This is a genomic window from Afipia sp. GW822-FHT03D08, assembly GCF_058801645.1.
This window is the reverse complement of record NZ_JBXANK010000001.1, coordinates 145,329-167,673: the sequence shown is the minus strand read 5'-3', so window position 1 is coordinate 167,673 and position 22,345 is coordinate 145,329. Positions and strand designations below refer to the sequence as shown.

The following is a 22,345-nucleotide window of genomic DNA, read 5'->3' as shown; positions in this document are numbered from 1 at the left end:
CATGTCTATGTACCGCAGCCAATAAGAGGCCTGCGGTAAATCGGACATTTACCTTAACCGTGCATGGTCAAATTGATGGTTATTCAATCAAAACACGTCGCGGTTTACGTGCCGGCCCTGAACCGGGGCGGAGCGGAACGCGTGGCTGCCCTGCTGGCATCCGGTTTCTTCAAGGCCGGCTGGCGCACCACCCTGCTCGTTGATTTCGAGGCGTCTGAGAACCGCGCGCTGATCGATCCCGGCGTGCCGATACGCATACTCGGAAACTCGCATGCCGGTTCTGTAGTGGCCCTCACTGGCTTCCTGCGTTCACAGAAACCGGACGTCGTCCTCGCGATCGGCGGTGCCGCGAACGTCAAGCTTTCTGTGGCCCGCCTTTTGGCCGGCGGCCAATCCCGCATTGTACTTTCGTATCACGGACGTTCCGATGTCGGACGCGGGCGGCTTGGTCACTTGTCGTACTCATTCGCGCCGTGGCTGGCGCGACGCGCCGACGCGGTCGTTTGCGTATCCGGTGGGCTGCTCGAACATCTCCGCGACGACTGGAAGGCGCCGCCGGACAAGCTGACGCGTATCTACAATCCTGTGTCGGTTGAGCACGCGATACCCGCGAGCCATAGCGACATCCTCCAGCGCCCACCCGTCGTTCTCGGCGTTGGAAGACTTAATCCGGAAAAGAACTTTGCTGCACTGGTTCAGGCGATTCCCCATATGCCCCCTGATGCACGCGTCGTGATCTTTGGCGAAGGTCCCGAACGCGACAACCTGCTGGTGCTCGCAAAACAGTTGGGCGTCGCAGACAGACTGGAACTTCCGGGCTACCGCGATGACCCATGGCCCTGCTATGCGCAAGCCCGGTGTTTCGCATTGACGTCGCGCCGGGAAGCCTTCGGCAATGTAGTTGTCGAAGCGCTGGCCTCAGGACTTCCCGTCGTATCGACACGAAGTGGCGGCCCCGACGAAATTCTTGAGCATGGCCGTGTCGGCTCGCTCGTGGACAATGGCGACATCGATGCGCTCGCGCGGGCCATCAACCAGGCACTTGCCAATCCCGGTGATCCCGAACCGCGGATCGCACGCGCACGCATGTTTGACGCCGAGACCGCGATCAGCAGCTATCTCGGCTTGTTCAATACGATACTGATTCGGCCGTAGCCGTCGGGGCGGATTGTCCGCGCCAGATTTCCCACGGCCGGTCAAGCATCCGCACAAGTGCAAATCCAGATGCTGAAAGTGTTGATGCATACACCGCGATGAATGTCGCGGTTCCTCCGAACAGTATGATCAGTGGCAATTGCCCGCCCAGAAGCACGCGGGTGCCGAGGGTCGCGGCTGAGGCCAGCCCAAATGAAACTGCTAGCCCTGCAATGGCGCGCCACGGAACAGTAAATGGCAACAGGCGTGTGGAGAGAAATGCGCTGCCCGCGAGCGAAACGAAGGATGAAAATGCCGCGATTATGGCGGCAACCTGCGGACCGCCTTGCGAAATCAAAAGGAGGCCGAGCAGCAGCGAAATCACCGCAGGCGGAGCCATGCTCACGAACTGCTGCCAGTTCTTTTTCGTGATGTAGAATGCGTTATCGAAACAGAAGTTCTTCAGGCTTGCGAACAGCGTTGCGAAGGCAATCCATGGCATGACCCGCGCGGCCTCAACGCGGTAAGCCTCTGGCAACACCAGTTCAGCAAATGGCTGCGCAAGCAGCGCGATGCCAACCGCCACGGCACCGCACAGCAAGATCAGAGTCAGAATATTACCGCTCTGAACGCGGCCGGCCGCCTCTCGCCCTTCGGATGAATAGCTGCGGACAAGCATCGGAAACAGATACGGATTAAGCGAGCCGCTGAACAGCTCAACCGGCTGCCTGGCGAGAGCATAGGCTGCTGCATAAAGCCCGACGCTCGCTGGTCCAAGGGCATGATTGAGAATGAAGCGATCGAGCCACCCGACTGTCTGCGCCAGCAGCGTGACCGATACGATCGGCACTCCGAACAACAGAGCGGCGCGATAACCCTGACGTGGAAAATAAGGCCACGGCAGGTCTCGGAAAGCCACGGCACAGGCGAGCGTTCCCAAAACAAGTGTTACCAGGGAAATCCCAAGCGACGCAGCAAAGAACGTCGGTTCAATCGCCAGGACAGTTCCTACCCCGCAACCGAGCGACAGAACGCCCCGCGCGATCTCGACGCCTGCGTAAAGCCCATGATGCTGCTGCGTCTGCAACAGCGTTAAACCAAGCCGCAACACAGCGAAAGCCAGCACATAGACCGCGACGGCAACCGTGAACCACCCGGACAGGCTGGGCTGGACGATTGCCAGCAGCAGCGCGCCCAGCAATGACAGGACGCAAGACACAACGGTCAGAACAAGCACCCGGCCAAGCCTGCCTGCGGAGGGAACACGATCCTTGCTCTCGCTGCTCAATACAAAGAGACGCACCCATCCGCCGGTGGCCATATCGAGAATTTCGCCCGTCACAACGATGAGAGCAAACATCCCGTAGTCGTCCATCGACAGCAACCGGGTCAGCACCAGCAGCAGAACGAATGTCGACAGGCGGGGCACCAGATTAGCCCCGAAATAGAGCACGACGTTCAGGTTTTTCATCGGAGACCTGCGTCTGCGAAATTCGAGGCCGGCGCCTGATCCGGCTGCAAAGCCGGCGAAACATTACTCATGGAAGTAGCGGCAGACTGAACATCGATCCGTGTGCCGAACTCTCGCGTCTTCAGATCATTCGCACGAAAGACGATGCGTGCGGCACTCTCCATAACGCCGAACGCTGGTGAATATTCAGCACTCTCAAGCGTAACGGAGACGTTCGGCTGGGCAGAGACCTGCATCAGCGCCTCGCCGCCACGTGTGACAACGACAGTCGCCCCCTCAATCCTTGCCGAACATTCCGGATGAAGCAGAAACCCAATGCTGATTGAGGTCAGCGGCTTTGACGCCTGGTCTCCCGTCGCGAGGAGTTTGTCCCGCACCGTAAGCCCGCTGGCATCGACAGTGATCGTGCGCTCACACAACAGCCCAAAATCGCGAGCATACCCGTCATGTTGAGCTGAGACATCGACGCCGTGATCCGTCTCACGCAGACCGGTAAATTCCGAAGTGGCCTTACGCCGCCAATTGAATGCACCCGAAATTTCACTCTGGTCGGTTCCATTAATGCAGAGTGTATTGTGAACCGCCGTCCCGCGCAGGCGGTCCCGGACGCTGCCACCAGAGTGGTACAGGTACGTTCCGGGATCGACGAGCACCGGTCTTCCGTCAAGATGCAGCGTCAGCGACAGCGCATCAGCGTGGCCGTGCGCCGCAATCGACAGATAGCCGAGGGGGCCATGGTCAAACACGGCCAACGACTCGCGTCCGCTCATCTGGCCTCGTGAGACCGTATATCCTCCGCGCTCGAATATGCGCGTGCCTGCACCTGATACCGATGTAGCGTCAGGCCAGCCGACAAGAAGATTTCGCAACTGTGGAGCGCCGTAATCCGCAGCCAGATCCTGGCGGCCGGTCAAGGCCGCAATCCCGTTCACAACTGATCCTACATAAAGTGGCTCATGGCCTGCGCCGGACGCTATGACACGGCCCTCATCGTCATCACCGATGCGAGGATGATTTCCCGAGCTATCGAGCAACCATCGCAAATGTTCTCCAGCGGACGCGACGCGTGCAATGACGTTATCCGGAAACGGCATGCCGGCCGCTTCGGCGACAGTGAATGCAAGCAAATACCACTCGCATGTAAACGCGGTGTATGTCGGCGACTGTTCCGCACCCACGCCATCGTCGTGGATCTGACGGAATGCTTCGGCGATCAGTATTGCCCTCGCCGCCGACGCATCAATTTCAGCCCCCTGCCAAAGCGTGCCCAGAACGAAAAGAGCCGCCTCCTCCGCAATCAGATGGTTGTTTGCCGACGAATAGCGCGATGGAAAACGCTTGAGCCAGTAAGCATGCGCGGCCAAGCAGGCCGCGATCTTGCGAGAAAGCCGCGCCCCAACCCGCTCCCGGCCAACCAGTCCGATTGTCAGCAGGATCGAGACGACGCGGAGGGCCAGTTCGATCCCGGATATCCAGTTGACCCCTTTGAATGGCGGGTTCGCATCGATCCAGCTCTCGATCAGATCGAGCGCCGACTGCGCCAATTCATCATCATTTTTCAGTCTGGACAGCGCCGCGATCACCGGCACAAATTGCAGGCGGTTCAATTCCCAGACCAGCTTCACGTCGCCGCGGAGGCGATCGTGCCGATACTCGATATCGAAGCAATAGGCGTTATCCGGCCAGCGCAACGCCGATACGGGATCGAGATGCCAATCCATCTCAGTGGACAGATGGAAATCGTGGCCGAGCGCGCGATAGATTCCAGGGGCCTTCGCGGTCGGGGCGACCGATTGCCAAAGCGCACGCGTGCCGGCGTCGATCGACTGCAGCCGGTCAATATCGACTGAAAGAAAAGGCAGATCCGCGGATTCGATCGCAAAGGCTGAATAGTCGTAATATCTTGTCGCGGACAGGCGGCGCTTTCCGGCTTCGCGCAACCGATGGCCCAGCTCCGGGATGCTCATAGCCCGCAGCCGGTTGACGTACCATCCAAGTTTGCCGAACGAACCTGCCATGTCGACAGACGATCCTAGCGTGCTTGCGGGGTCACGGTGACCGGCGCTTTAGCCTTAGGCCGGGTGGTCCTGTTCTTGATCAGCGCGGCGTACGCTCCGAGCAACTTCGGCGCCTCGTGCTCCCATGACAAGTCGCGTTCAATGCGCTGCCGGCCGAAAGCGCCCATCGCTGCGCGACGTTCAGGATCATCAAGGAGTTCGATGATCTTGCCCGCCATGTCTTTCGGATCGTTGTGCCGGGCATAAAGCGATGCATCTGCTGCGGAGACTCGCCCTTCTGTCAGATCGAATTGAACGATCGGCTTGCTCAGCGCCATGTACTCCATGATTTTGTTCATGGTGGACTTGTCGTTCATTTCGTCAGCTTTATCTGGATTAACGCAGACATCCGCCGTGTTCAGCATCTCGAAGAGATCGTGATCACTGGCGCGGCCCGTGAACGTGACAAAGTCATCGACGCCGAGCGTTTTCGCCAGCGCCTTCATTTCTTCGAGCGCGGGGCCTCCGCCGACCAGCCCGAAATGAATGTCAGACCGCTTGAAATCTTCCACAATCACCTTCACGGCGTTCAGCAAAAGGTCGATCCCCTCCTGTGCACCCATGACGCCGACATAACCGATCAGGAAGCGGCGTCCCTTTCGCAACAGCGGGTTGGGGGGAATGATTTGGATGCGATTGAGGTCCGGGCCGGAGCGGACTACGAAAACGTTTTCGTCACGCATGCCGCCGCGGGTCAGTGCGATCCTGCGATAGGATTCGTTTGTCGCGAGCGAGATGTCCGCCGTTTTGAAAGTCAGCTTCTCAAGCAGGACAAGCAACCGATACAACACGTCCTTCCGGCCGAATTTCGATACATAGAGTTCCGGATTGATGTCGTGATGATCGAACACGAACATCTTGCCGAGGAAGAGCTTGAAAAATCCGCCGATCAGAAAGATCGTATCGGGGGGGTTGCATGCATGAATCACATCGAACCCGCGCGCGAAAAGAATCTTCCAGCTCAGGAAGAACTCACAAGCCAGCGCCCAGCCGTATTCGAGCGGATAGCCCGATGCACGCTTGGCTTCGAAGGGCATCCCGTGGCGATGAACATGAACGCCATCGATCAGTTCGTAGCTCTTCTGCGCGTTAAACCCCTTCGGGCAGATCACGGAGACCACGCAGCCGGCTTTCGCCATCGTTTTTGCTTCCGACCATACACGACGGTCGAAAGGTACGGATAGATTTTCGACGATGATCAGGACGCGAAGCGGCCGTCCATCCTTGACCAGGCGCGGGTCACCAGTTGATTCCGACATAACGCGCCTTCATGTCTGGAGATTCCCACAACCGGGCAAGATCGAGAACGATCTGATCTTCGCTGAGCATCGGCTCAATGCTTCGGAATTCAGGCGAAGCGTTGCCGATGATAATGACGTCGGCTGCGACCACGGTCTTTCGCAGCGAAGTCATCATGATCGAACCAATATGTGGGATCGCTTTCTCGATGTACTGCCTGTTCACACCCGTGAGCTTCGAGAGATTGACGCTCGGGTCATAAAGCTTAAGGTTGAACCCCTTGCCGATCAGACGCTCGATTAATTCGACCTGCGGGCTCTCGCGTAAGTCGTCCGTACCGGGCTTGAAACTGAATCCGAGCACGGCAATGTCGCGTTGGCCGAACCCAACAACCTTCGCAATAGCTCTTTCGATCTGATTGCGGTTACTCGGAAGAATATTGGAGAGGATCGGCACTTCGACGTCGAGTTGACGTGCAAGATACGTCAGCGCGCGTGCATCCTTGGGCAGGCAGGATCCACCGAACGCATACCCCGGCTTGAGATAATAAGGGGAAATGTTGAGCTTCGTATCGGAGCAGAACACATTCATCAGCTCATAACTGTCGATATTCAACGCCTGGCAGATGTTTCCGATCTCGTTTCCGAAGCAGACTTTCAGGGCATGCCATGTGTTGTCAGCGTACTTGATCATTTCGCTGGCTTCGAATGATACCGTGAAAAGCGGCGCGCGAATTCCTTCGTAGAGGTTCGCAACCACAAGGGCGGCGGCTGGATCGTCCGCCCCGACGACGGTCTTTGGCGGTGCAAAGAAATCGGCAACCGCCGTGCTCTCGCGGAGAAATTCGGGATTGTACGCGACGGATAGCCCCTCGCCGCAGCGTCGTCCGGATTCACGCTCGAGGATCGGAATGATTGTGTTGCGCATCGAACCCGGAATCATCGTCGATCGCACGATGACAAGGTGATCGCCCTGCTTTTCCCGAAGCGCACGGCCGATTTCCGCAATAACGCTGCAGACGGTATCGATGTTGATGCTGCCGTTATCCCGGCTCGGCGTCCCGACGCAGATCAGCGAGATGTCGGTATCGCGTATCGCCTGATTGACGTCGTCGGTTGCCGTCAAGCGTCCAGACCGGACCCCTTGCTGCATAAAGTCGTCAAGACCGGCCTCCACGACCGGCGGCTTGCCTTCGCGAAAGCACTGCCGCTTGATATCATTGGTATCAAGTCCAATAACTGTGTGACCTGTGCGCGAAAAACATGCGGCCGATACCGCTCCGACATAGCCCAACCCGAAAATGCTGATGCGGCGGGGAGCAGTATTTTGCGGTATAACGGGAGCAATGACCGGCAAGCGATCGGTCGCCGTTTGCGCGCTTCCCGGAGCGAGTTCGATTAGATCGGAGCCATCGAGCCATGAATTCATTTGAGCCGCCTCGTCTTTTTTTATGTCGTATGCTGACGATGATGAAAGGGAAAGACAATGCGGGATCTCATCGCTTGTTAGGCTTACCTTGCCTCAAAATGATTGCATCGATTAACGCTTTGTTAACCTACCGATCAGAACAGGATTGGATGTATAAAATTGGCTCTATAAGCGCGTCAGAACGGCGTGAGATCTAAAGGCGAAGCAAAGCGTAATGCTCAGAACCACATTTCAGGTGCTTGCGTGGACTTCGATTCTCGCAATCGTGATTATAACGGACGGCCCGATTGGGTTGCGTCCGGTCACTCACCTGCCGGGCAGCGTTGAACGATTTTTCGCTCTTCTCACGGTCGCGACGCTGTTCACGCTCGCCTATCCGAACCGAATTTCCTTTATTGGGCTTTCGCTCGTGCTCGCCGTCTTCGTTATTGAGTTTGCACAGGTCGCCTCATTCGGCCGCCATGCTCGCCTGCGGGATGCTGGCGTCAAAGTGCTCGGTGTCTTCGCCGGACTGGCGGTCGGCTATTTCTTGCGGGCCGGAATTGACCTGATACGCGCGAGACTCTCGCGCGATCCAGAGGCGCGTCCCAAGGCCGCAAACCAGTCCTGATAGTCAGGTAACTGCGCATCCGACCTTGGTGCTATCGTAAAGTTGATCGCGATTTCCGTCAGCGACAGAACCGCTTTTTATCCAGGACAATCAGACTTCAAGGGTGTCACCACCCTTGAGATGGAGGATTTCGCGGGCCTCATCAGGCGTGGCGACTTCCAGGCCGAGCCCCTCGATAATCTTGCGCGCCAGGCGCACCTGCTCGGCGTTGGACTCTGCCATGCGGCCCGGCGCTGCCCATAGGGAATCTTCAAGTCCGACGCGGATGTTGCCACCCATGGCAGCCGCCATTGCCGCGATCGGTAACTGGTTTCGGCCGGCACCCAATACGGACCAAACGTACTGATCGCCAAACAACCGATCCGCTGTGCGCTTCATATGCAGCACGTCCTCCGGATGGGCACCGGTGCCGCCCTGCAAACCGAACACCGTCTGCACAAACAGTGGAGCCTTTACCAAGCCCTGATCGAGGAAGTACTTCAGATTATAAAGATGAGCGGTGTCGTAGCACTCGAACTCGAAGCGTGTTCCGCTTCCCGAAAGCTTGCTCAGCACATACTCGATGTCCTGGAACGTATTTCGGAAGACGATATCCTTGTTTTCGACATGCTTGCGCTCCCATTCGTGTTCGAATTTCTTGAAGCGATTGAGCATGCCGAAGAACGCAAAGTTCATCGACCCCATGTTCAGCGATGCGACCTCCGGTTTGTAAAATTCCGCCGGCCGGACCCGTTCATCGACTGTCATGGTTGGCGAACCGCCGGTCGTAAGATTGACCACCGCATTTGAACGCTGCTTGATCACCTTGAGGAATGGCGCAAACGCTTCCGGGCTCTGATCTGGCTGGCCAGTTTTGGGATTGCGTGCGTGAAGATGAACGATAGCTGCGCCCGCTTCCGCCGCGCCGATAGCAGCGTCGGCGATTTCCTGCGGCGTCACCGGCAGCGCCTTGGACATCGACGGCGTATGAATCGCGCCGGTCACAGCGCAAGTGATGATGATTTTGCGGCTCATTTCTTGTCTCTTTCTTCTTTGCAGGCTCGTGGAACTAGTCGCTCTGTTTGGCCTTGTGCGCAACCAGCGCCGCGAGACGCTCGTTGCGGCGGATCGTCAATTTTCCAACGCGCTCAGGCGTTGGCAGGTGCGGCCAAGCCTTGATGACACGTTCGACGTTAGGGCTCTGGTACACCTCAGGTCCGGCGGACGCTGCCGCGAGCTCCTTGTAAAACCCGGTGTAGCGCGCGCAGTAATCCGGGATACCACCGGGCGCGTTGAGTTCGATTGTCTCGAACGGCCCGAGGAATGACCATCGCAACCCGAGGCCATCCTTAACAGTGTGATCGAGGTCTTCGGCCGATATGTACCCCTCGCCCACCAGCCGGAAAGCTTCCGCCAGCAGCGCGCCCTGTAACCGATTGAGGACGAAGCCGTTGATCTCCTTGTTTACCGTGACCGGCACTTGACCGATGGCGCGATAGATTTCGCGTGCACGCGAAATTGCCTGAGGGGATGTCCACGGCGCACCGCAAAGCTCGACCAAAGGCACCAGATGCGGCGGGTTGACCGGATGACCAACGAGACAGCGGGCACGGCCTTTCAGGTTCTCCGTGAAACGTGAAGCCACGATGGCCGATGTCGACGACGCCAGGATCGTATCCGGCGCGGCAAGACGATCCAGCTCGGCGAACAGCGCAATCTTGTCGTCAATTTTTTCGGGACCGTTCTCCTGGACGAATTCAACGTCCTTCAGGGCGTCCGCCAGATCGCTCGCCACCGAGACACGCGCCGCTGCGCCATCCGGGTCCTCGGCAAGCCCATGCTTCGCGAGCGAACGCAGCTCATCCCTAATAAGATCGGGCGCAGCACTCAATGTCGGCGCATGCGGATCGGTGATACGCACATTCCAGCCCGCGCGCGCAAAGATTGCGGCCCAGGCGCGTCCGATCAAACCAACTCCGACAATGGCGACGCTTCTTTTACTGGACATATTTTCTTGTCTTTCGCCTTACAACCACAATACCTTGCGCCGCAGATCGAGATCGTCGCGCAGAGCCTTCGAGGGCCCCTCATGAATGATACGCCCACGCTCAAGCGCCACTGTCGTATCCGACAAAGCCAGCGCAAGATCGAGATGATGGTCGACGATGATGATCGCGACCTCCTTGCGCAACCGGTCGAACGCCTCGAACAGTTGCTCGACGACGGCGGGAGCGAGTCCCTCGAACGGCTCATCGAGCAGCAGCACGCGCACGTCACCCGACAACGCGCGCGCCACCGCCACCATCTGCTGCTCGCCGCCAGACAGATAGTCCGCGGGGCTGTCCAGCCGCTCCCGGATACGCGGGAAGTATTCGTAAACCCGCTCGCGGGTCCAATGTACGCCATTACCGGTCTGTCGTTTCAAGCCGCCCAGCTCGAGATTGTGTTCAACACTCATGCCCGCGAACAACCCTCGCCCCTGCGGGACATAACCGATGCCAAGCCGCGCGCATTCGGCGGATGCACGCCCGACAAGTTCAGCGTCGGCAAGCTTGATCGACCCGTTTGATGCCGGCGCGATGCCTACCAGCGTCTTCAGCAGCGTGGACTTTCCGGCGCCGTTGCGGCCGAGCAGCGCGACGATTTCGTTGTTATGCAGCGTGAAATTCACGCCGTTGAGAATATGGCTCTTGCCGTAGAACGTGTCGACGCCTGCTACAGTGAGCAAGGCGCTTGCTTTCGCCGATGTCTCGCGCGGCTTTGCCGCCACGGCGGCAGCACCGGAGCCAATATAGATCTCCTGAACCTTCTTGCTGCTGCGCGCATCCTCGACGGTGCCATCAAGCAGCACACGCCCCTCATTCATCACCGTCACATGGTCCGCGAGCTGGAAGACCCGATCAATGTCGTGTTCCACGAGCAGCACCGGTAGATCAGACGAGATGCGCTTGATGATCGCTCCAATGCGTTCACGCTCGGCAGCGGCAAGCCCCGCGAGCGGCTCATCAAGCAGCAGCACACGCGGCGCGGTCGCCAGCGCAACGCCCATATCGAGCAGCCGCTGGCCGCCATAGGATAGCGCGCCCGCCTCCGCCTTCTCGATGCCCGCGAGGCCCAGATAACGGATGACCTCGTCGGTCTCGCGGTTGATCGCCTCAATAGACAGCGCATTGGTGAAGGGATCGAACCGGCGCGGATGGCGCGCCTGCACCGCGAGGCGGATATTTTCGCCGACACTCAGTTCCGGAAACAGATTGGTGATCTGGAATGAGCGGCCGATGCCTGCTTCAGCGATCTCCTCCGGTGAATGACCGGCAATAGGCTTGCCCATCAGCGAGGCCTGCCCCTCATCCGGTGGAAACATGCCGGACAGCAGATTGAATGCCGTGGTCTTGCCGGCGCCATTGGGGCCGATCAGCGCATGCAGCGTTCGGTCGGCGATTGAGATATTGATTCCCTGCACCGCCTTGATGCCGCCGAAACTCTTCACCATGTCGCGGGCGGCCAGCACCGGCCCTTCGATCACGGCTTTCGGCCGCAAGAATTCCGGCAGCGGCAACGCCTCGACCTTGCGGGCCGACATCGCTGCTTCCTCCGTGATCCTTTTACGGAACGGCGCAAGAAGTTTCTCACCCACGCCGATCAGGCCGTTCGGCGAGAACACGATAAAGCCCACAAATACGAGGCCAAACCAGAGCAGCCAGTTTTCGGTGTAGATACCGAGAAACTCGCGAAACAGGATGAAGAACAGCGCGCCCAGCGCAGGACCAAGGAAACTGCGCATACCGCCGATCACGACCATGGCCAACAGCTCGCCGGAAAACGCCACCGAGATCGGGTCCGCGGATGTCATCCGGTTCTTGTAAAGTAGAAGGATGCCGGCGAGACCGGTCAGGGCCGCAGAAAGTACGAACGCCGCGAGTTTGTAGCGATTGGTCGGATAACCTAGAAATCGCGCACGTTGCTCGTTTTCGCGGATCGCCACCAATACGGTGCCGACAGTCGAGTTATGAAAACGCCACAGCAGCACCAGCACCACGAAGGCGATGGATGCGACGAACCAGTAATAGTTGACCTGGGAATCAAGGTTGAAGCCGAAAATCGCCGGACGGACGATCCCGCCGATGCCGTTCTCGCCGCCGGTCACATCGGTCCAGCGAAACGACACCGTGTAGAGCATCGCAGCCAGTGCCAGCGTCAGCAGCGAAAAGTAGACCCCTCGCCGCCGCAGGATGAGAAAACCGAACGGCACTGCGACGAGCACAATAATGAGGATGGCGCCGATCGCGGGACCGAAAAATGAATCAGGCATGACGTTGCGCTGGAGCAGTGCCGCGGCGTAGGCCGCAAGCCCGAACCATGCGCCATGACCGAACGACACCAGTCCGGTATGACCGACGAGAATGTTCAGCGCCATGCAGGCAATGCCGAACACGACGACTTCCGTGGCCGACGTCGTCGTCAGGCCGAGCGCGACCAGCACCGGCGGCAACGCGAGCAACCCGATGGCGGCAATGACCAGTTGAACGGGAATCCGCTTGAGCATGACAGACGGCCTCACTCGAAGCGCGTGATTCGCTCGCCTAACAGACCGCGCGGCCTGAACACAAGCACCAGAAGCATAAGGAAATAAATCGCAGCAGTGGATGCCGCCGAGTAGCCGATGCCGACCATGACGCCCTTCACCAGCCCAACTAACAGCGCGGCAACGACGACGCCCCAGAACGATCCGAGACCGCCTATCACCACCACGACGAAGGCCGGTGTGATGATCTCATTGCCCATCGCCGGATGGATCGCGTAGATCGGCGCGAGCAGCACACCGGCCAGTCCCGCAAGCCCGATACCGAGTGCAGCAACAGCGGACATGTAAGGCTGCAGGGAAATCCCGAGTGCGCCGACCATGTCCGGGTTCTGCACGCCCGCACGCACCACACGGCCGAATGCGGTTTTTCTCAGCAGGAACCATAATCCCGCGACGCAGGCGACGGCGATTCCGAGCAGGACAACGCGGTAGAACGAATAGATGAACGAGCCGATCGCCACCTGCCCGCGCAAATCCTGCGGGATCGAGTATGACAGCGGCGGCGCGCCGAAGATCATACGCAGCGCCTGCTCCGCGACCATCGCCAGTCCGAATGTCAGCAACAGGGAGAGAATGGGATCGGCGCGATAGAAACGCCGGAACAGCAGCCGCTCGATCACGACGCCGAGCAATGCCACCGCCACCGGCGATAGTACAAATGCTCCGCTGAACCCGAGATAAGGCGAGATCACCAGAGTAAGGTAAGCACCGATGGCAAAGAATGCGCCGTGCGCAAGATTGACGATGCCGCCGAGCGAAAAAATCAGCGATAACCCAAGCGCAATCAGGAGGTAGTAAACGCCGTCAAGCAGTCCGTTCAGAATCTGCTGTGCGAGCAATATACCGGACATAGTCGCCGCCCCGCGATCGATGAGCCACGCGCAACACGTGTGCCGAAACAAGGAAAGAAGAGTGCGATCCTCCGAATGCCCCGGAGGATCGCATCAAGTCGGTGTTACGACGGGAACGTGCAACTGTTCTCTTCTTTGGTAGCAGCGATGACTTCGAGGTCTTCGTTCGGACCGGGTACGGGACCGCTCGATGAGAAGATGTCCCATTGATTCTTGATCTGAGCTGCAGGTAAGGCCTTCACCGCATACATCTCGTGCATGAGCTGATGATCCGAGGCGCGGAAATAGCCCGGCCTGGTCTTCAGAAGATCGAACTTTGCACCCTTCTCCAGGTGCTCGATGATCTTCGGCGATTCCGCCGACTTCAGATCGTTCATGGACTGCGCCACGATCTTGGTGGCGATGTAATCGCCCCACGCCTGATTTTCCGGCGGCTTCCCGTACTTCTTGCTGAAGGCTGCCACGAACGCCTTGCTGCCGGGCGTGTCGAGCAGATGATGCCAGACCACCGGCCAGGTGCCGACGAAGTTACCCTTGCCCGCAGCCCAGGCCAGTGCGGTGTCGAAGCCGAAGCCCCCCACCGGATAGGTCAGGCCGAACTCAGCATATTGCTTGAGGAAGTTGGTGATCTGGTTTCCGGCGAGATTGATGACGACGAGATCCGGTTTCGCATCACGGATTTTCAGCAGATAGGCCGAGAAATCGGTGGCGTCGGTCGGCACCAGATCGTCACCGGCAAACTGGCCGCCGTTGCCCTCCATGAAGCGCTTGGCGACGCGCAGCAGGTCATGACCGAATGCATAGTCCGCCGTCAGCGAGTACCACTTCTTACCCTTGACGAGACCTTCCTGAAGGAATGAGCGGCCCACCGTCTTCACATACATCGAGTTCTGGGACTCGACATGGAACATGTAGCGCTGGCAATCCTTGCCGCGCAGCGCATCCGAGTTGCCGCCGGTGTTGATGAACAGCGTCTTGTTGCGCGATGCGACCTGCGCGATGGTCAGGCACGACGCCGACGAAATCTCGCCGATGATACAGGCGACCTTGTCGCGCTCGATCATGCGTTCCGCCTTGGTCGAAGCGGTCTGCGGATTGACCGAGTCTTCCTTCAGCAACTCGACCTTGCGGCCCATCACGCCGCCCGCCGTATTGATTTCTTCCACCGCAAGATCCGCGGCCATCACGCCGTATTCGCCAAGTGGCCCGAGAAAGCCGGTGCGCGGTGTCAGATGGCCGAACCGGATGACGTCGGCCGACTGAGCGCGCAGGATCGACGGCGCGGAAAGTCCAGATACCAGCGCGAGACCGCCGGCGGTCTTCAGCAAATTACGTCGCGTGAATTTATCCTTGATCGACATAAGCCATCCTCCCTGTGACGGCCGCGTTTCGCGGCGCTTACTTTCCGGCCGGGCGCCGCGCGATTATTGGCGCTTATATCGCTTGCCGTGATCTGTGATCACACTTAGACTGACAAACCATCGTCGCCTTGTCGAGTCCCTTGTTTCGCGATGCACGCCCCGCAGGATAAACGGTCATGAATCGCCCCGCCGCGCTTGATCTAGTTGAGCCGCTTGACCGGCAGACGTTGGGCGGGCGCACCTATGCGCAATTGTCCGACCTTCTGATCTCCGGCCGGATGGCGCCCGGCGAAAAGATTTCGCTGCGTCAAACCGCAGAGGTCCTCGGCGTCTCTATTATGCCGGTGCGCGAGGCCGTCTCGCGGCTGGTGGCCGACGGAGCGCTCGAAGTGACACCGAACCGCGCCGTCCGCGTGCGTCTGATGACGGCAGCTCAATTCCGCGATCTGACACAAGCGCGCATCGCGATCGAAGGACATGTCGCGGCCGCGGCCGCCAGAAATCGGAACGACGACGATCTCAAATCCATCGCGCGCGCAGAAGCCGAGATGCGCTCGGAAAGCCGTGCGGCCAAGCCGAACCTGCCCCGTGCGGTTGAATACAATAAATCGTTCCATTTTGCCGTCTATGAGGCGGCACATTCGGCGACTCTGGTGGACATCATCCGCGCGCTCTGGCTGAAGGCCGGGCCGGTCATCAACCTCGACCTGCGTGCCAATCCTGAACGCCTGGCGAAAGGCGATGCCGTGCGTTTCCACGCGAAGGTTCTGGCCGCCATCAAGGCCGGGGATGAATCCGGCGCACGCGAGGGGATCGCCGCCGACATCAACAACGCCGCAGAGGTCATTCTGTCGCGCGGCGGTCTTCCTGAACAATAGTTGTTATTGCCTGGAGATGACATGAATCTCGATATCAAGGGACTGCGCGTGCTGGTGACGGCTGGCGCCAACGGAATCGGGCTCGCCATTGCGCGGGCGTTTGCCGGCGAAGGCGCAAATGTTCACATTTGCGACGTCGATACCGAAGCACTTAAGGCACTAAGAGCCAGCGATCCGACGTTGACGCAAACTGTCTGCGATGTCGCGGATCGCGCGGCGGTGAAATCGCTTTTCGCGGAAGCGACTTCCGTTCTCGGCGGTCTCGATGTGCTGGTCAACAATGCCGGCATTGCCGGACCGACCGCCAAAGTCGATGAGATCAATCCCGAGGACTGGGATCGCTGTCTGGATATCTGCCTCACGGGACAGTTCAACTGCACTCGTCTTGCTGTGCCACTGCTACGCGAGAGCAAGAACGCGTCGATCGTCAACATTTCGTCCGCAGCAGGACGACTTGGATTTGCGATGCGTGCGCCCTATGCCGCTGCCAAATGGGGGGTTATCGGGTTCACGAAATCCCTTTCCATCGAACTCGGCCCGGATAACATCCGCGTCAACGCCGTCCTGCCGGGACTGGTGGCTGGAGACCGCCAGCGGCGCGTGCTTGAATCCAAGGCACAGCAGCGCGGCATCTCATTCGCACAGATGGAGCAGACGGCATTTTCCTACACATCGATCAAGGAATATGTCACGCCGCAGCAACTTGCAGATCAAATCATCTTCATGTGCAGTCCGCGCGGCAAGACAATTTCTGGACAGGCCATTTCCATCTGCGGCGACACACAGATGCTGGGCTAGTCCTGGAACAGGAACAGCGATTACCAGCATTTAAGGTATGCCTCTCCTCGCCTGGCGCCCAAACACATCCGGTGAAGGGAAACTGCGCCAGCAGATGCCGAAGGCAGCCATTGTCAAACAGCAGCTGCCATCCGTTTGTCGAATCCGTTGGGAAGTTCGATATCAACCTCCAGCGTCGAAACGCTCTTGCCGCGGTCCATCCGAACGATGACCTTTTCCGGATCGAGTACGACATGCCGTGAAACCACGGCAAGGATCTCTTCTCGCAGGATTGCCAGAAGATCGGGCTGGCCGCGTAAGCCGCGTTCATGCGCCAACAGAATCTGCAGCCGTTCCCGAGCAACCGGCGCGGAAGCAGGACGGCCGCTGAACAGCCGCAACAGATTCATGCTCATGCAGCCCTCCGTCCCAACAATCGGTCCATCAAGCCCTTGCGCTCGACCGGCACTGTCATTGCGATCGATTCACCCATCAGGCGCCGGGCCGCATCCATGTAGGCGCGGGCTGGTGCGCTCGCAGCATTGTTGAGCGTAACGGGAGAACCGACGTTCGAAGCCCGCAGCACGTCCTGGCTCTCGGGAATGATCCCCAGAAGCGGCGTGGCGAGAATCTCGAGGATGTCATCGATGCTCAGCATCTCTCCCCGCGCGGCGCGCCCCGGGTCGTAGCGGGTGATCAGCACATGCTTCTTCACCTGTTCGCCCTTCTCGGCCTTCACGGTTTTGGAATCGAGCATGCCTATGATTCGGTCTGAATCACGCACAGACGAGACTTCGGGATTGGTAACGATGACGGCTTCGTCCGCATAGCGCATCGCAAGGGTCGCTCCGCGCTCGATGCCCGCCGGGCTATCACAAAGAACCCAGTCGAACTTGCTGCGCAGGTCTTCGATAATGCGGCCGACACCCTCTTCAGTCAGCGCATCCTTGTCCCTCGTTTGGGACGCTGGAAGCAACCAAAGATTCTCAAGGCGCTTGTCGCGAATAAGCGCCTGGGAGAGCTTTGCTACGCCCTGCACAACATTGATGAGGTCGAACACCACGCGGCGCTCCGCTCCCATGACAAGGTCGAGATTGCGCAACCCGACGTCGAAATCGACGACAACGACCTTCTCCCCGCTTTGCGCGAGTGCTGCACCGAGTGCGGCGGTGGAAGTCGTTTTTCCCACGCCGCCTTTACCTGACGTCACGACCAAGACTTTGGCCATCCTTACCTCCTTCGCTGGTTAATTCAGCGGTGTAATTCTCATGATATCGCCATCGAGCCACGCCTGAGCGGGCCGATTGCGAAGCGTCGCGTTGATGTCTTCTGCAGTCTGGTAGTAACCGTCGATGGCCAGAAGCTCGGCTTCGATCTTCTGGCAATAAATCCGTGCGGCCGCGTTGCCATTGACGCCCGCCATCGCCCGGCCACGCAGCGTTCCGTAGACATGAATTGAGCCGCCGGCGACAATCTCGGCACCGGACCCGACTGAACCCAGCACCGTTACGTCGCCTTCGGTAAAGACGACGGATTGGCCTGAGCGCACAGGCTGTTCCAGCAGAAGAGACGTTGGTTGCGGTTTCGCTTCCGGCTTCTTCGTTTCGGTCTGCTCGAGCACGCAGTGGCGTCCGCCGCTCAGCATCGGCGGCATGCTCGTGGTGAGCAGTGACGCATCCACGCCCTCGATCCCGAGAACGCGGACATTCCGATCTTCCAGGCTTTTGACGAGATGAGCGATCGCGGATTGGCTAAGGGCCAGTGCCGATAGATCCAGAACGACCGGCTTTCCGACAAAAAATCCGGGCGAACGCGCGAGTGTCGCGTCTATTTCCTCAAGCCAACCGACAATTGGAACCGTTGGGGAAAACACGAACGCGACATAGGACCGCCCCCGGAGACGCACCAATTGACGTTGTGGTACCGCTTCTGCGTCCATGACCGCCGACTCACTCTTCGTTATTGAATAGTTAAAGACTGAGCCGCGTTGGTTAACGGTTAGTTAATGCGCCTTTTTTCATTGCGATAACGAACAACTATCGGTGTGACCGGCAACACAAGCCTTCCACACTTGCAATCGAATCTGTTGCGGCAGCATTTTCATATGCGATTGCGTCGCTCTCCGAACACACATCGCATCTGCCGAAAAGACAATTTTCTGCGCAATCAACGGCTGTAAAAATAGAATCAAAACAACTGAAAATTGTCGGGAACCGATTCTTATCTCAGTTCGGTCGAGTTTTTGACTTACTAATGTCCGGTCGCGGTTCCATCAAATGTGGGTGATTGTCCGCCGCTCGTTCAGCAGACGGAACATTTGCCGAGGGACAGGCGATGAAAGCGTTATGGACGGTGCAGCCGCGAGATATGACTCAATGGCTGAAGCGGACGACATTGCATTATGCAGGTCCGGTATCCGACGCCCTGTTTCAAGTTTCCCGACTACCAAACTTTGTGTCTCGTCTTGACCGATCCCGCGGCTTTTCCGTGCGGCCAGCTTTGACCACTGGAATCTTGTTCATCACACCCACGAAACCATCCACCGCCATGGCCACATCACCCCTGAGGTGACTGAGACCAAGCGGTTAAACGTTGTGAGGAGTAGCGTATGAGTACCTTAAGCCCGCAGGACCATCTCAATCCCCAAAATCCGTTGTATTATGCGCCGCGCTGGTTGCGTGAAAGATCGGCGCGTCCTTCAGCCTCGCTTTCAGAATCGATATCCCAGTTTTCAGAAACGGGATCTGAGCGCATCCGGCGCCCAATTTCCACTCGGTCTTCCTACGACGCCCTGCTTGAGGGAGCGGTTGCCGAAGCCTTGCAGCATCCCCTTGATCCTGAGGTCATCCACGAGCCGCCGGAATTCGCGCATGACCGTGACCAGCGGCGGGCTCTGCTTGGCGTCGTCGGCCGCTTCGGCGCAGCCATCGGCATTTCGGCCATTGTGGCACTCTTCTTCGTGATCATGGTTCCTGCTTCGCAGGACAATACACGACAGCCAGACGGCGCCGGTTCATCCGCCTCCGGGATATTCCAATCGATGAAAGCCGCACTTTACGCGCCAACTCAGGAACGCGAGGATTCGAAATCCGCTGTTTCAGAGTTTCAGACCGTTCTCACGTCAGCCCGAACCAACCAGCCTGCTCCCACGCACGAGCAGTCCGAAACGCTGCTGCAGCAATTTTTGCAATGGCAGCAAAAACCAGCTCAGGTGCCTTAATCACGAGGGTGAGCGACCGGAACGCGAAGGACAATTGACGATGCTGCACGACAGGTCCAGTGTGACCGTGGTCTCGTGGAGTGAGCGATGACCTGTCGTTGGATCGCTCCGGCACTTGGTGTTTTGCTCGCAGGCTCCGCGGGTGCGGCGCTTGGAGACAAGCTGGATGTTGTCCGAGACCTTGCGGGTCGCGTCGGGCCGGTTATCGGTTCGGCGCTGGTCTGCCGCGACATCGCCCGGCCCCGCATTCAGGTGATCGTCGATAAGTTTGCCGTCGTGATCAAGGAAGCCTCGCCAGGCGAGGCTGAGCGCGCCGACGTTACGCAGCTGTTTGATCGCGCCGTGGCGGACGGCCGCCGTGCAGTAACGGCAGGTCAGATCGATTGCGCTTCGGCGGAACGTCAGCTCGCTGATCTCGAAAAATCGATAACCGGGCCAGCCTCACCCGGTGCGGCCGCTCCCGTAACTGCAGCACCAGCGACTTCACCCGGTGCCGCAAGCACGGCGGTCCGCGGCGTAAGCGATCGAGAAATCCGGTTCGGGATTTCGGCACCATTCTCCGGCTCCGCAAAGGAGCTTGGACGCCAGATGAAACTCGGGATCGACGCTGCCTTTAATCGAGTGAACGACGCCGGGGGCGTGGAAGGCCGGATGCTTCGGCTGATAGCGGCAGATGACGGCTACGAGCCGACACGAACCGCGGAGACAATGAAGCAGCTTTACGAGAAAGAGCGGGTGTTCGGCATCATCGGAAATGTTGGAACGCCCACAGCTGTCGTCGCGGTCCCGTACGCACTTGAGCGAAAGATGTTGTTCTTCGGCGCCTTTACCGGAGCCAATCTCCTCCGCCGGGACCCGCCCGACCGCTACGTGTTCAACTATCGCGCGAGCTACGCAGAAGAGACCGATGCCGTGGTGCGATACTTGGTGAAAGTGCGACGGATACCGTCGAAACAGATCGCCGTTTTTGCCCAGCAGGATCCCTACGGAGATTCAGGCTTTGCCGGCGTTGCCAAGGCGATGCGGACGCTGGGAGCTGGCGACAGCACGGTTCTGCGGCTTAATTACCAGCGCAACACCGTGGATGTGGATGATGCAGTTGCTCAGTTAAAGGCGCATAAGACGCCGATCAAAGCGATTGTCATGGTTGCGACCTATCGAGCCGCCGCAAGGTTCATTGAAAAAACCCGCGACCTCTATCCTGCGATGATTTACACCAATGTATCGTTCGTCGGCAGCACGGCCCTTGCCGATGAATTGATGTTGTTGGGAAAACGCTATGCCGCTGGCGTTATAGTAACGCAGGTTGTGCCCGCGGTGGCCGGTTACTCGAGCGTAGTTCTCGAATACAAGTCGGCCTTGGCGAAATATTTTCCCGGTGAAGCGCCGGACTATGTTTCGCTCGAGGGGTACGTTGCGGCGAACGTGCTGGTGGAAGCGCTAAGACGTGCCGGTCCGCAACTCGACACCGAGAAACTCGTCGACACGCTCGAAAGTATGCGCAACCTGGACATGGGACTTGGCACATATCTTAATTTTGGGCGCGGTGAACACCAGGCCTCTCACAAGGTGTGGGGTACAGCGTTGGATGAAACCGGAAAGTATCAGGCAATCGAACTGGAATAGAGTTCGATGTCACCCAGGCGAAGCGTGAACTCCCTTTCGAGGCACATTATTGCCAATGTTCTAACTCAATCGGGAATTATCGACGATCGTAACAGGCAAGAACCTGCATGCTTTAACAATCCTGCGTGGAGTTATGTGATGTCCTGGGATCAAACGTTTGCAGCGCAAATCGACTTACCGAACGGCGCGGTTGCGACAACCCTTCGCGACGCCATTGGGTATATCGACGAGCTTTCAGAAGCTGAAAGGGAAACCAGTGAATGGAAGAATGCTCGCGATGCAATCGCTCAAGCTGCAGATGAGATCGGTTCTATCTGGTTCGCGCGGATCGCAGTTGTTCGCGCAATTCAAATGAACGGGCTCGAGACCAAACACGCGAAGAATGAGCTCGTGTGATTGCGCGCGGCGCCCGCGTCCATCGCAGGAAATCTAGCAACGCCAGCGACGCTTGAGCGTTGCACGCGGGATCTCATTCTTCCCCACAATTCACCGCTCCATGCGTCAAACGAACGCCATTCGGGGGTTCCAATTGACGCGTGCAGCTTCTGATCTCACAGTTGCACTATGGCCCGATCAACGACTCCCATCTGCCCAAACTGCTATTTTCCGGAGCGGCTTCTTTTGCCGCAGACAGGCGTTGGGCCGCGTTTCTATCGATGCATCGAGTGTGACGAGCCTGACCCGTTAAACCTCCCAGACGTGAGACGCTGGTTGAAGGACGGACAGGAAACCGGCATCGAGCATACCTCTCTTGACTGATGCGAGCTTACCGATTGATCGTTTAACAACGTCCCTTGGATCGGGTATCTGACGCTTCTTACGACAGGAGCGTGCCATGAATTCTCAGCGCACATTATTCAACCCCGATGAGATCGCCCTGCTGAGAACCATTCTGGATGAAGTTGCGGCCCTGCTTCCCGCCCAAAAGCGCACTTCAGAAACCAAGGCACTTATGGCGCATAGAATCCTGATCTGCGCCGCGAAAGGAGAGCGTGATCCCGTCCGGCTTCGCACTGCGGCTATTCTTGAATGCAAGACAGGTGGCCGCGACCAGTTTAGCGAAACCCTGGATGGCTCCTGGTGGGGTGGATAATCCCAAAGTGCAATACCACTGCCCAAACTTCTCTCA

At 58.4% G+C, this 22,345-nt stretch carries 20 protein-coding genes; 8 read left to right on the top strand and 12 right to left on the bottom strand.

The genetic code is table 11. From position 1 onward, the window contains the following. Positions 1-63: 63 nt before the first annotated feature. Entirely contained in the window at positions 64-1,155 is a 1,092-nt protein-coding gene (locus AC1RM7_RS00760; protein WP_024921278.1) for a glycosyltransferase, read from the top strand. Here AC1RM7_RS00760 and AC1RM7_RS00755 read toward each other — a convergent pair. The 4 genes from AC1RM7_RS00755 to AC1RM7_RS00740 are packed head-to-tail and all read right to left on the bottom strand — an operon-like array spanning position 1,130 to position 7,257. After that, positions 1,130-2,605 (bottom strand): lipopolysaccharide biosynthesis protein, encoded by a 1,476-nt coding sequence (locus AC1RM7_RS00755; protein WP_024921277.1) that lies wholly within the window; start codon positions 2,603-2,605, stop codon positions 1,130-1,132. The two genes, AC1RM7_RS00760 and AC1RM7_RS00755, sit on opposite strands and share 26 nt — an antisense overlap. After that, positions 2,602-4,623 carry a heparinase II/III family protein gene (locus AC1RM7_RS00750; protein ID WP_024921276.1) on the bottom strand — a complete coding sequence of 674 codons (2,022 nt, stop codon included), beginning with the start codon at positions 4,621-4,623 and terminating at the stop codon, positions 2,602-2,604. Before AC1RM7_RS00750 ends, AC1RM7_RS00755 begins: the two co-directional genes overlap by 4 nt. A 14-nt stretch (positions 4,624-4,637) precedes the next feature. Beyond that, positions 4,638-5,921, bottom strand: a complete 1,284-nt coding sequence (locus AC1RM7_RS00745; protein WP_024921275.1) for a glycosyltransferase family 4 protein — start codon at positions 5,919-5,921, stop codon at positions 4,638-4,640. Continuing rightward, positions 5,902-7,257, bottom strand: a complete 1,356-nt coding sequence (locus AC1RM7_RS00740) for a nucleotide sugar dehydrogenase (protein ID WP_244434460.1) — start codon at positions 7,255-7,257, stop codon at positions 5,902-5,904. The genes AC1RM7_RS00745 and AC1RM7_RS00740 overlap by 20 nt, the downstream gene beginning before the upstream one ends. Positions 7,258-7,621: 364 nt before the next feature. On the opposite strand from AC1RM7_RS00740, the gene AC1RM7_RS00735 reads away from it, so the two are divergent. Beyond that, the gene (locus AC1RM7_RS00735; RefSeq protein ID WP_152544192.1) at positions 7,622-7,939 is read left to right on the top strand and encodes a hypothetical protein; all 318 of its coding nucleotides are present in this window, start codon (positions 7,622-7,624) and stop codon (positions 7,937-7,939) included. Between the two features lie 90 nt (positions 7,940-8,029). Here AC1RM7_RS00735 and kce read toward each other — a convergent pair whose 3' ends face one another. From kce to AC1RM7_RS00710, 5 genes are all read right to left on the bottom strand, one after another. Then, positions 8,030-8,953 carry a 3,5-dioxohexanoate:acetyl-CoA acetone transferase gene (kce, locus tag AC1RM7_RS00730; RefSeq protein ID WP_024921272.1) on the bottom strand — a complete coding sequence of 308 codons (924 nt, stop codon included), beginning with the start codon at positions 8,951-8,953 and terminating at the stop codon, positions 8,030-8,032. Positions 8,954-8,987: 34 nt separating this feature from the next. Beyond that, positions 8,988-9,926: a 3-hydroxyacyl-CoA dehydrogenase gene (locus tag AC1RM7_RS00725; protein ID WP_024921271.1), complete on the bottom strand. Its 939-nt coding sequence runs from the start codon at positions 9,924-9,926 to the stop codon at positions 8,988-8,990. Positions 9,927-9,944: 18 nt separating this feature from the next. Further along, positions 9,945-12,464 (bottom strand): branched-chain amino acid ABC transporter ATP-binding protein/permease, encoded by a 2,520-nt coding sequence (locus tag AC1RM7_RS00720; RefSeq protein ID WP_024921270.1) that lies wholly within the window; start codon positions 12,462-12,464, stop codon positions 9,945-9,947. Between the two features lie 11 nt (positions 12,465-12,475). Then, positions 12,476-13,354, bottom strand: coding sequence for a branched-chain amino acid ABC transporter permease (locus tag AC1RM7_RS00715; protein ID WP_024921269.1), 879 nt, complete (start codon positions 13,352-13,354; stop codon positions 12,476-12,478). A 104-nt stretch (positions 13,355-13,458) separates the two neighbouring features. Next, a complete protein-coding gene (locus AC1RM7_RS00710; protein WP_024921268.1) occupies positions 13,459-14,715 on the bottom strand; it encodes an ABC transporter substrate-binding protein in 1,257 nt (418 codons plus the stop codon). A gap of 176 nt (positions 14,716-14,891) precedes the next feature. Between AC1RM7_RS00710 and AC1RM7_RS00705 the strand changes: the two genes are divergently transcribed. Then, a complete protein-coding gene (locus AC1RM7_RS00705; RefSeq protein ID WP_024921267.1) occupies positions 14,892-15,593 on the top strand; it encodes a GntR family transcriptional regulator in 702 nt (233 codons plus the stop codon). A 21-nt stretch (positions 15,594-15,614) separates the two neighbouring features. Next, positions 15,615-16,391: an SDR family oxidoreductase gene (locus AC1RM7_RS00700; RefSeq protein ID WP_024921266.1), complete on the top strand. Its 777-nt coding sequence runs from the start codon at positions 15,615-15,617 to the stop codon at positions 16,389-16,391. 113 nt (positions 16,392-16,504) lie between these two features. On the opposite strand, the gene minE is transcribed toward AC1RM7_RS00700, so the two are convergent. The 3 genes from minE to minC are packed head-to-tail and all read right to left on the bottom strand — an operon-like array spanning position 16,505 to position 18,309. Continuing rightward, positions 16,505-16,786 carry a cell division topological specificity factor MinE gene (gene minE / locus AC1RM7_RS00695; protein WP_006020124.1) on the bottom strand — a complete coding sequence of 94 codons (282 nt, stop codon included), beginning with the start codon at positions 16,784-16,786 and terminating at the stop codon, positions 16,505-16,507. Next, the gene (minD, locus tag AC1RM7_RS00690) at positions 16,783-17,598 is read right to left on the bottom strand and encodes a septum site-determining protein MinD (protein WP_006020123.1); all 816 of its coding nucleotides are present in this window, start codon (positions 17,596-17,598) and stop codon (positions 16,783-16,785) included. Before minD ends, minE begins: the two co-directional genes overlap by 4 nt. Before the next feature lie 18 nt (positions 17,599-17,616). Continuing rightward, the gene (gene minC / locus AC1RM7_RS00685; protein WP_006020122.1) at positions 17,617-18,309 is read right to left on the bottom strand and encodes a septum site-determining protein MinC; all 693 of its coding nucleotides are present in this window, start codon (positions 18,307-18,309) and stop codon (positions 17,617-17,619) included. A gap of 669 nt (positions 18,310-18,978) precedes the next feature. On the opposite strand from minC, the gene AC1RM7_RS00680 reads away from it, so the two are divergent. From AC1RM7_RS00680 to AC1RM7_RS00665, 4 genes are all read left to right on the top strand, one after another. Further along, positions 18,979-19,590 carry a hypothetical protein gene (locus AC1RM7_RS00680; protein ID WP_492838293.1) on the top strand — a complete coding sequence of 204 codons (612 nt, stop codon included), beginning with the start codon at positions 18,979-18,981 and terminating at the stop codon, positions 19,588-19,590. An 87-nt stretch (positions 19,591-19,677) separates the two neighbouring features. Beyond that, on the top strand, positions 19,678-21,216 hold the full coding sequence (locus AC1RM7_RS00675) for an ABC transporter substrate-binding protein (RefSeq protein WP_024921263.1): 1,539 nt from the start codon (positions 19,678-19,680) through the stop codon (positions 21,214-21,216). Between the two features lie 138 nt (positions 21,217-21,354). Next, entirely contained in the window at positions 21,355-21,612 is a 258-nt protein-coding gene (locus AC1RM7_RS00670) for a hypothetical protein (RefSeq protein ID WP_006020119.1), read from the top strand. A gap of 439 nt (positions 21,613-22,051) precedes the next feature. Continuing rightward, positions 22,052-22,309: a hypothetical protein gene (locus AC1RM7_RS00665; protein ID WP_024921262.1), complete on the top strand. Its 258-nt coding sequence runs from the start codon at positions 22,052-22,054 to the stop codon at positions 22,307-22,309. Positions 22,310-22,345: the final 36 nt, after the last annotated feature.

Bases quoted from the DNA above. Each gene is read 5' to 3' on its own strand.
- AC1RM7_RS00760 (WP_024921278.1), top strand. From the start codon at position 64: ATGGTCAAATTGATGGTTATTCAATCAAAACACGTCGCGGTTTACGTG.
- AC1RM7_RS00755 (WP_024921277.1), bottom strand. From the start codon at position 2,605: ATGAAAAACCTGAACGTCGTGCTCTATTTCGGGGCTAATCTGGTGCCC.
- AC1RM7_RS00750 (WP_024921276.1), bottom strand. From the start codon at position 4,623: ATGGCAGGTTCGTTCGGCAAACTTGGATGGTACGTCAACCGGCTGCGG.
- AC1RM7_RS00745 (WP_024921275.1), bottom strand. From the start codon at position 5,921: ATGTCGGAATCAACTGGTGACCCGCGCCTGGTCAAGGATGGACGGCCG.
- kce (WP_024921272.1), bottom strand. From the start codon at position 8,953: ATGAGCCGCAAAATCATCATCACTTGCGCTGTGACCGGCGCGATTCAT.
- AC1RM7_RS00725 (WP_024921271.1), bottom strand. From the start codon at position 9,926: ATGTCCAGTAAAAGAAGCGTCGCCATTGTCGGAGTTGGTTTGATCGGA.
- AC1RM7_RS00720 (WP_024921270.1), bottom strand. From the start codon at position 12,464: ATGCTCAAGCGGATTCCCGTTCAACTGGTCATTGCCGCCATCGGGTTG.
- AC1RM7_RS00715 (WP_024921269.1), bottom strand. From the start codon at position 13,354: ATGTCCGGTATATTGCTCGCACAGCAGATTCTGAACGGACTGCTTGAC.
- AC1RM7_RS00710 (WP_024921268.1), bottom strand. From the start codon at position 14,715: ATGTCGATCAAGGATAAATTCACGCGACGTAATTTGCTGAAGACCGCC.
- AC1RM7_RS00705 (WP_024921267.1), top strand. From the start codon at position 14,892: ATGAATCGCCCCGCCGCGCTTGATCTAGTTGAGCCGCTTGACCGGCAG.
- AC1RM7_RS00700 (WP_024921266.1), top strand. From the start codon at position 15,615: ATGAATCTCGATATCAAGGGACTGCGCGTGCTGGTGACGGCTGGCGCC.
- minE (WP_006020124.1), bottom strand. From the start codon at position 16,786: ATGAGCATGAATCTGTTGCGGCTGTTCAGCGGCCGTCCTGCTTCCGCG.
- minD (WP_006020123.1), bottom strand. From the start codon at position 17,598: ATGGCCAAAGTCTTGGTCGTGACGTCAGGTAAAGGCGGCGTGGGAAAA.
- minC (WP_006020122.1), bottom strand. From the start codon at position 18,309: ATGGACGCAGAAGCGGTACCACAACGTCAATTGGTGCGTCTCCGGGGG.
- AC1RM7_RS00680 (WP_492838293.1), top strand. From the start codon at position 18,979: ATGAGTACCTTAAGCCCGCAGGACCATCTCAATCCCCAAAATCCGTTG.
- AC1RM7_RS00675 (WP_024921263.1), top strand. From the start codon at position 19,678: ATGACCTGTCGTTGGATCGCTCCGGCACTTGGTGTTTTGCTCGCAGGC.
- AC1RM7_RS00670 (WP_006020119.1), top strand. From the start codon at position 21,355: ATGTCCTGGGATCAAACGTTTGCAGCGCAAATCGACTTACCGAACGGC.
- AC1RM7_RS00665 (WP_024921262.1), top strand. From the start codon at position 22,052: ATGAATTCTCAGCGCACATTATTCAACCCCGATGAGATCGCCCTGCTG.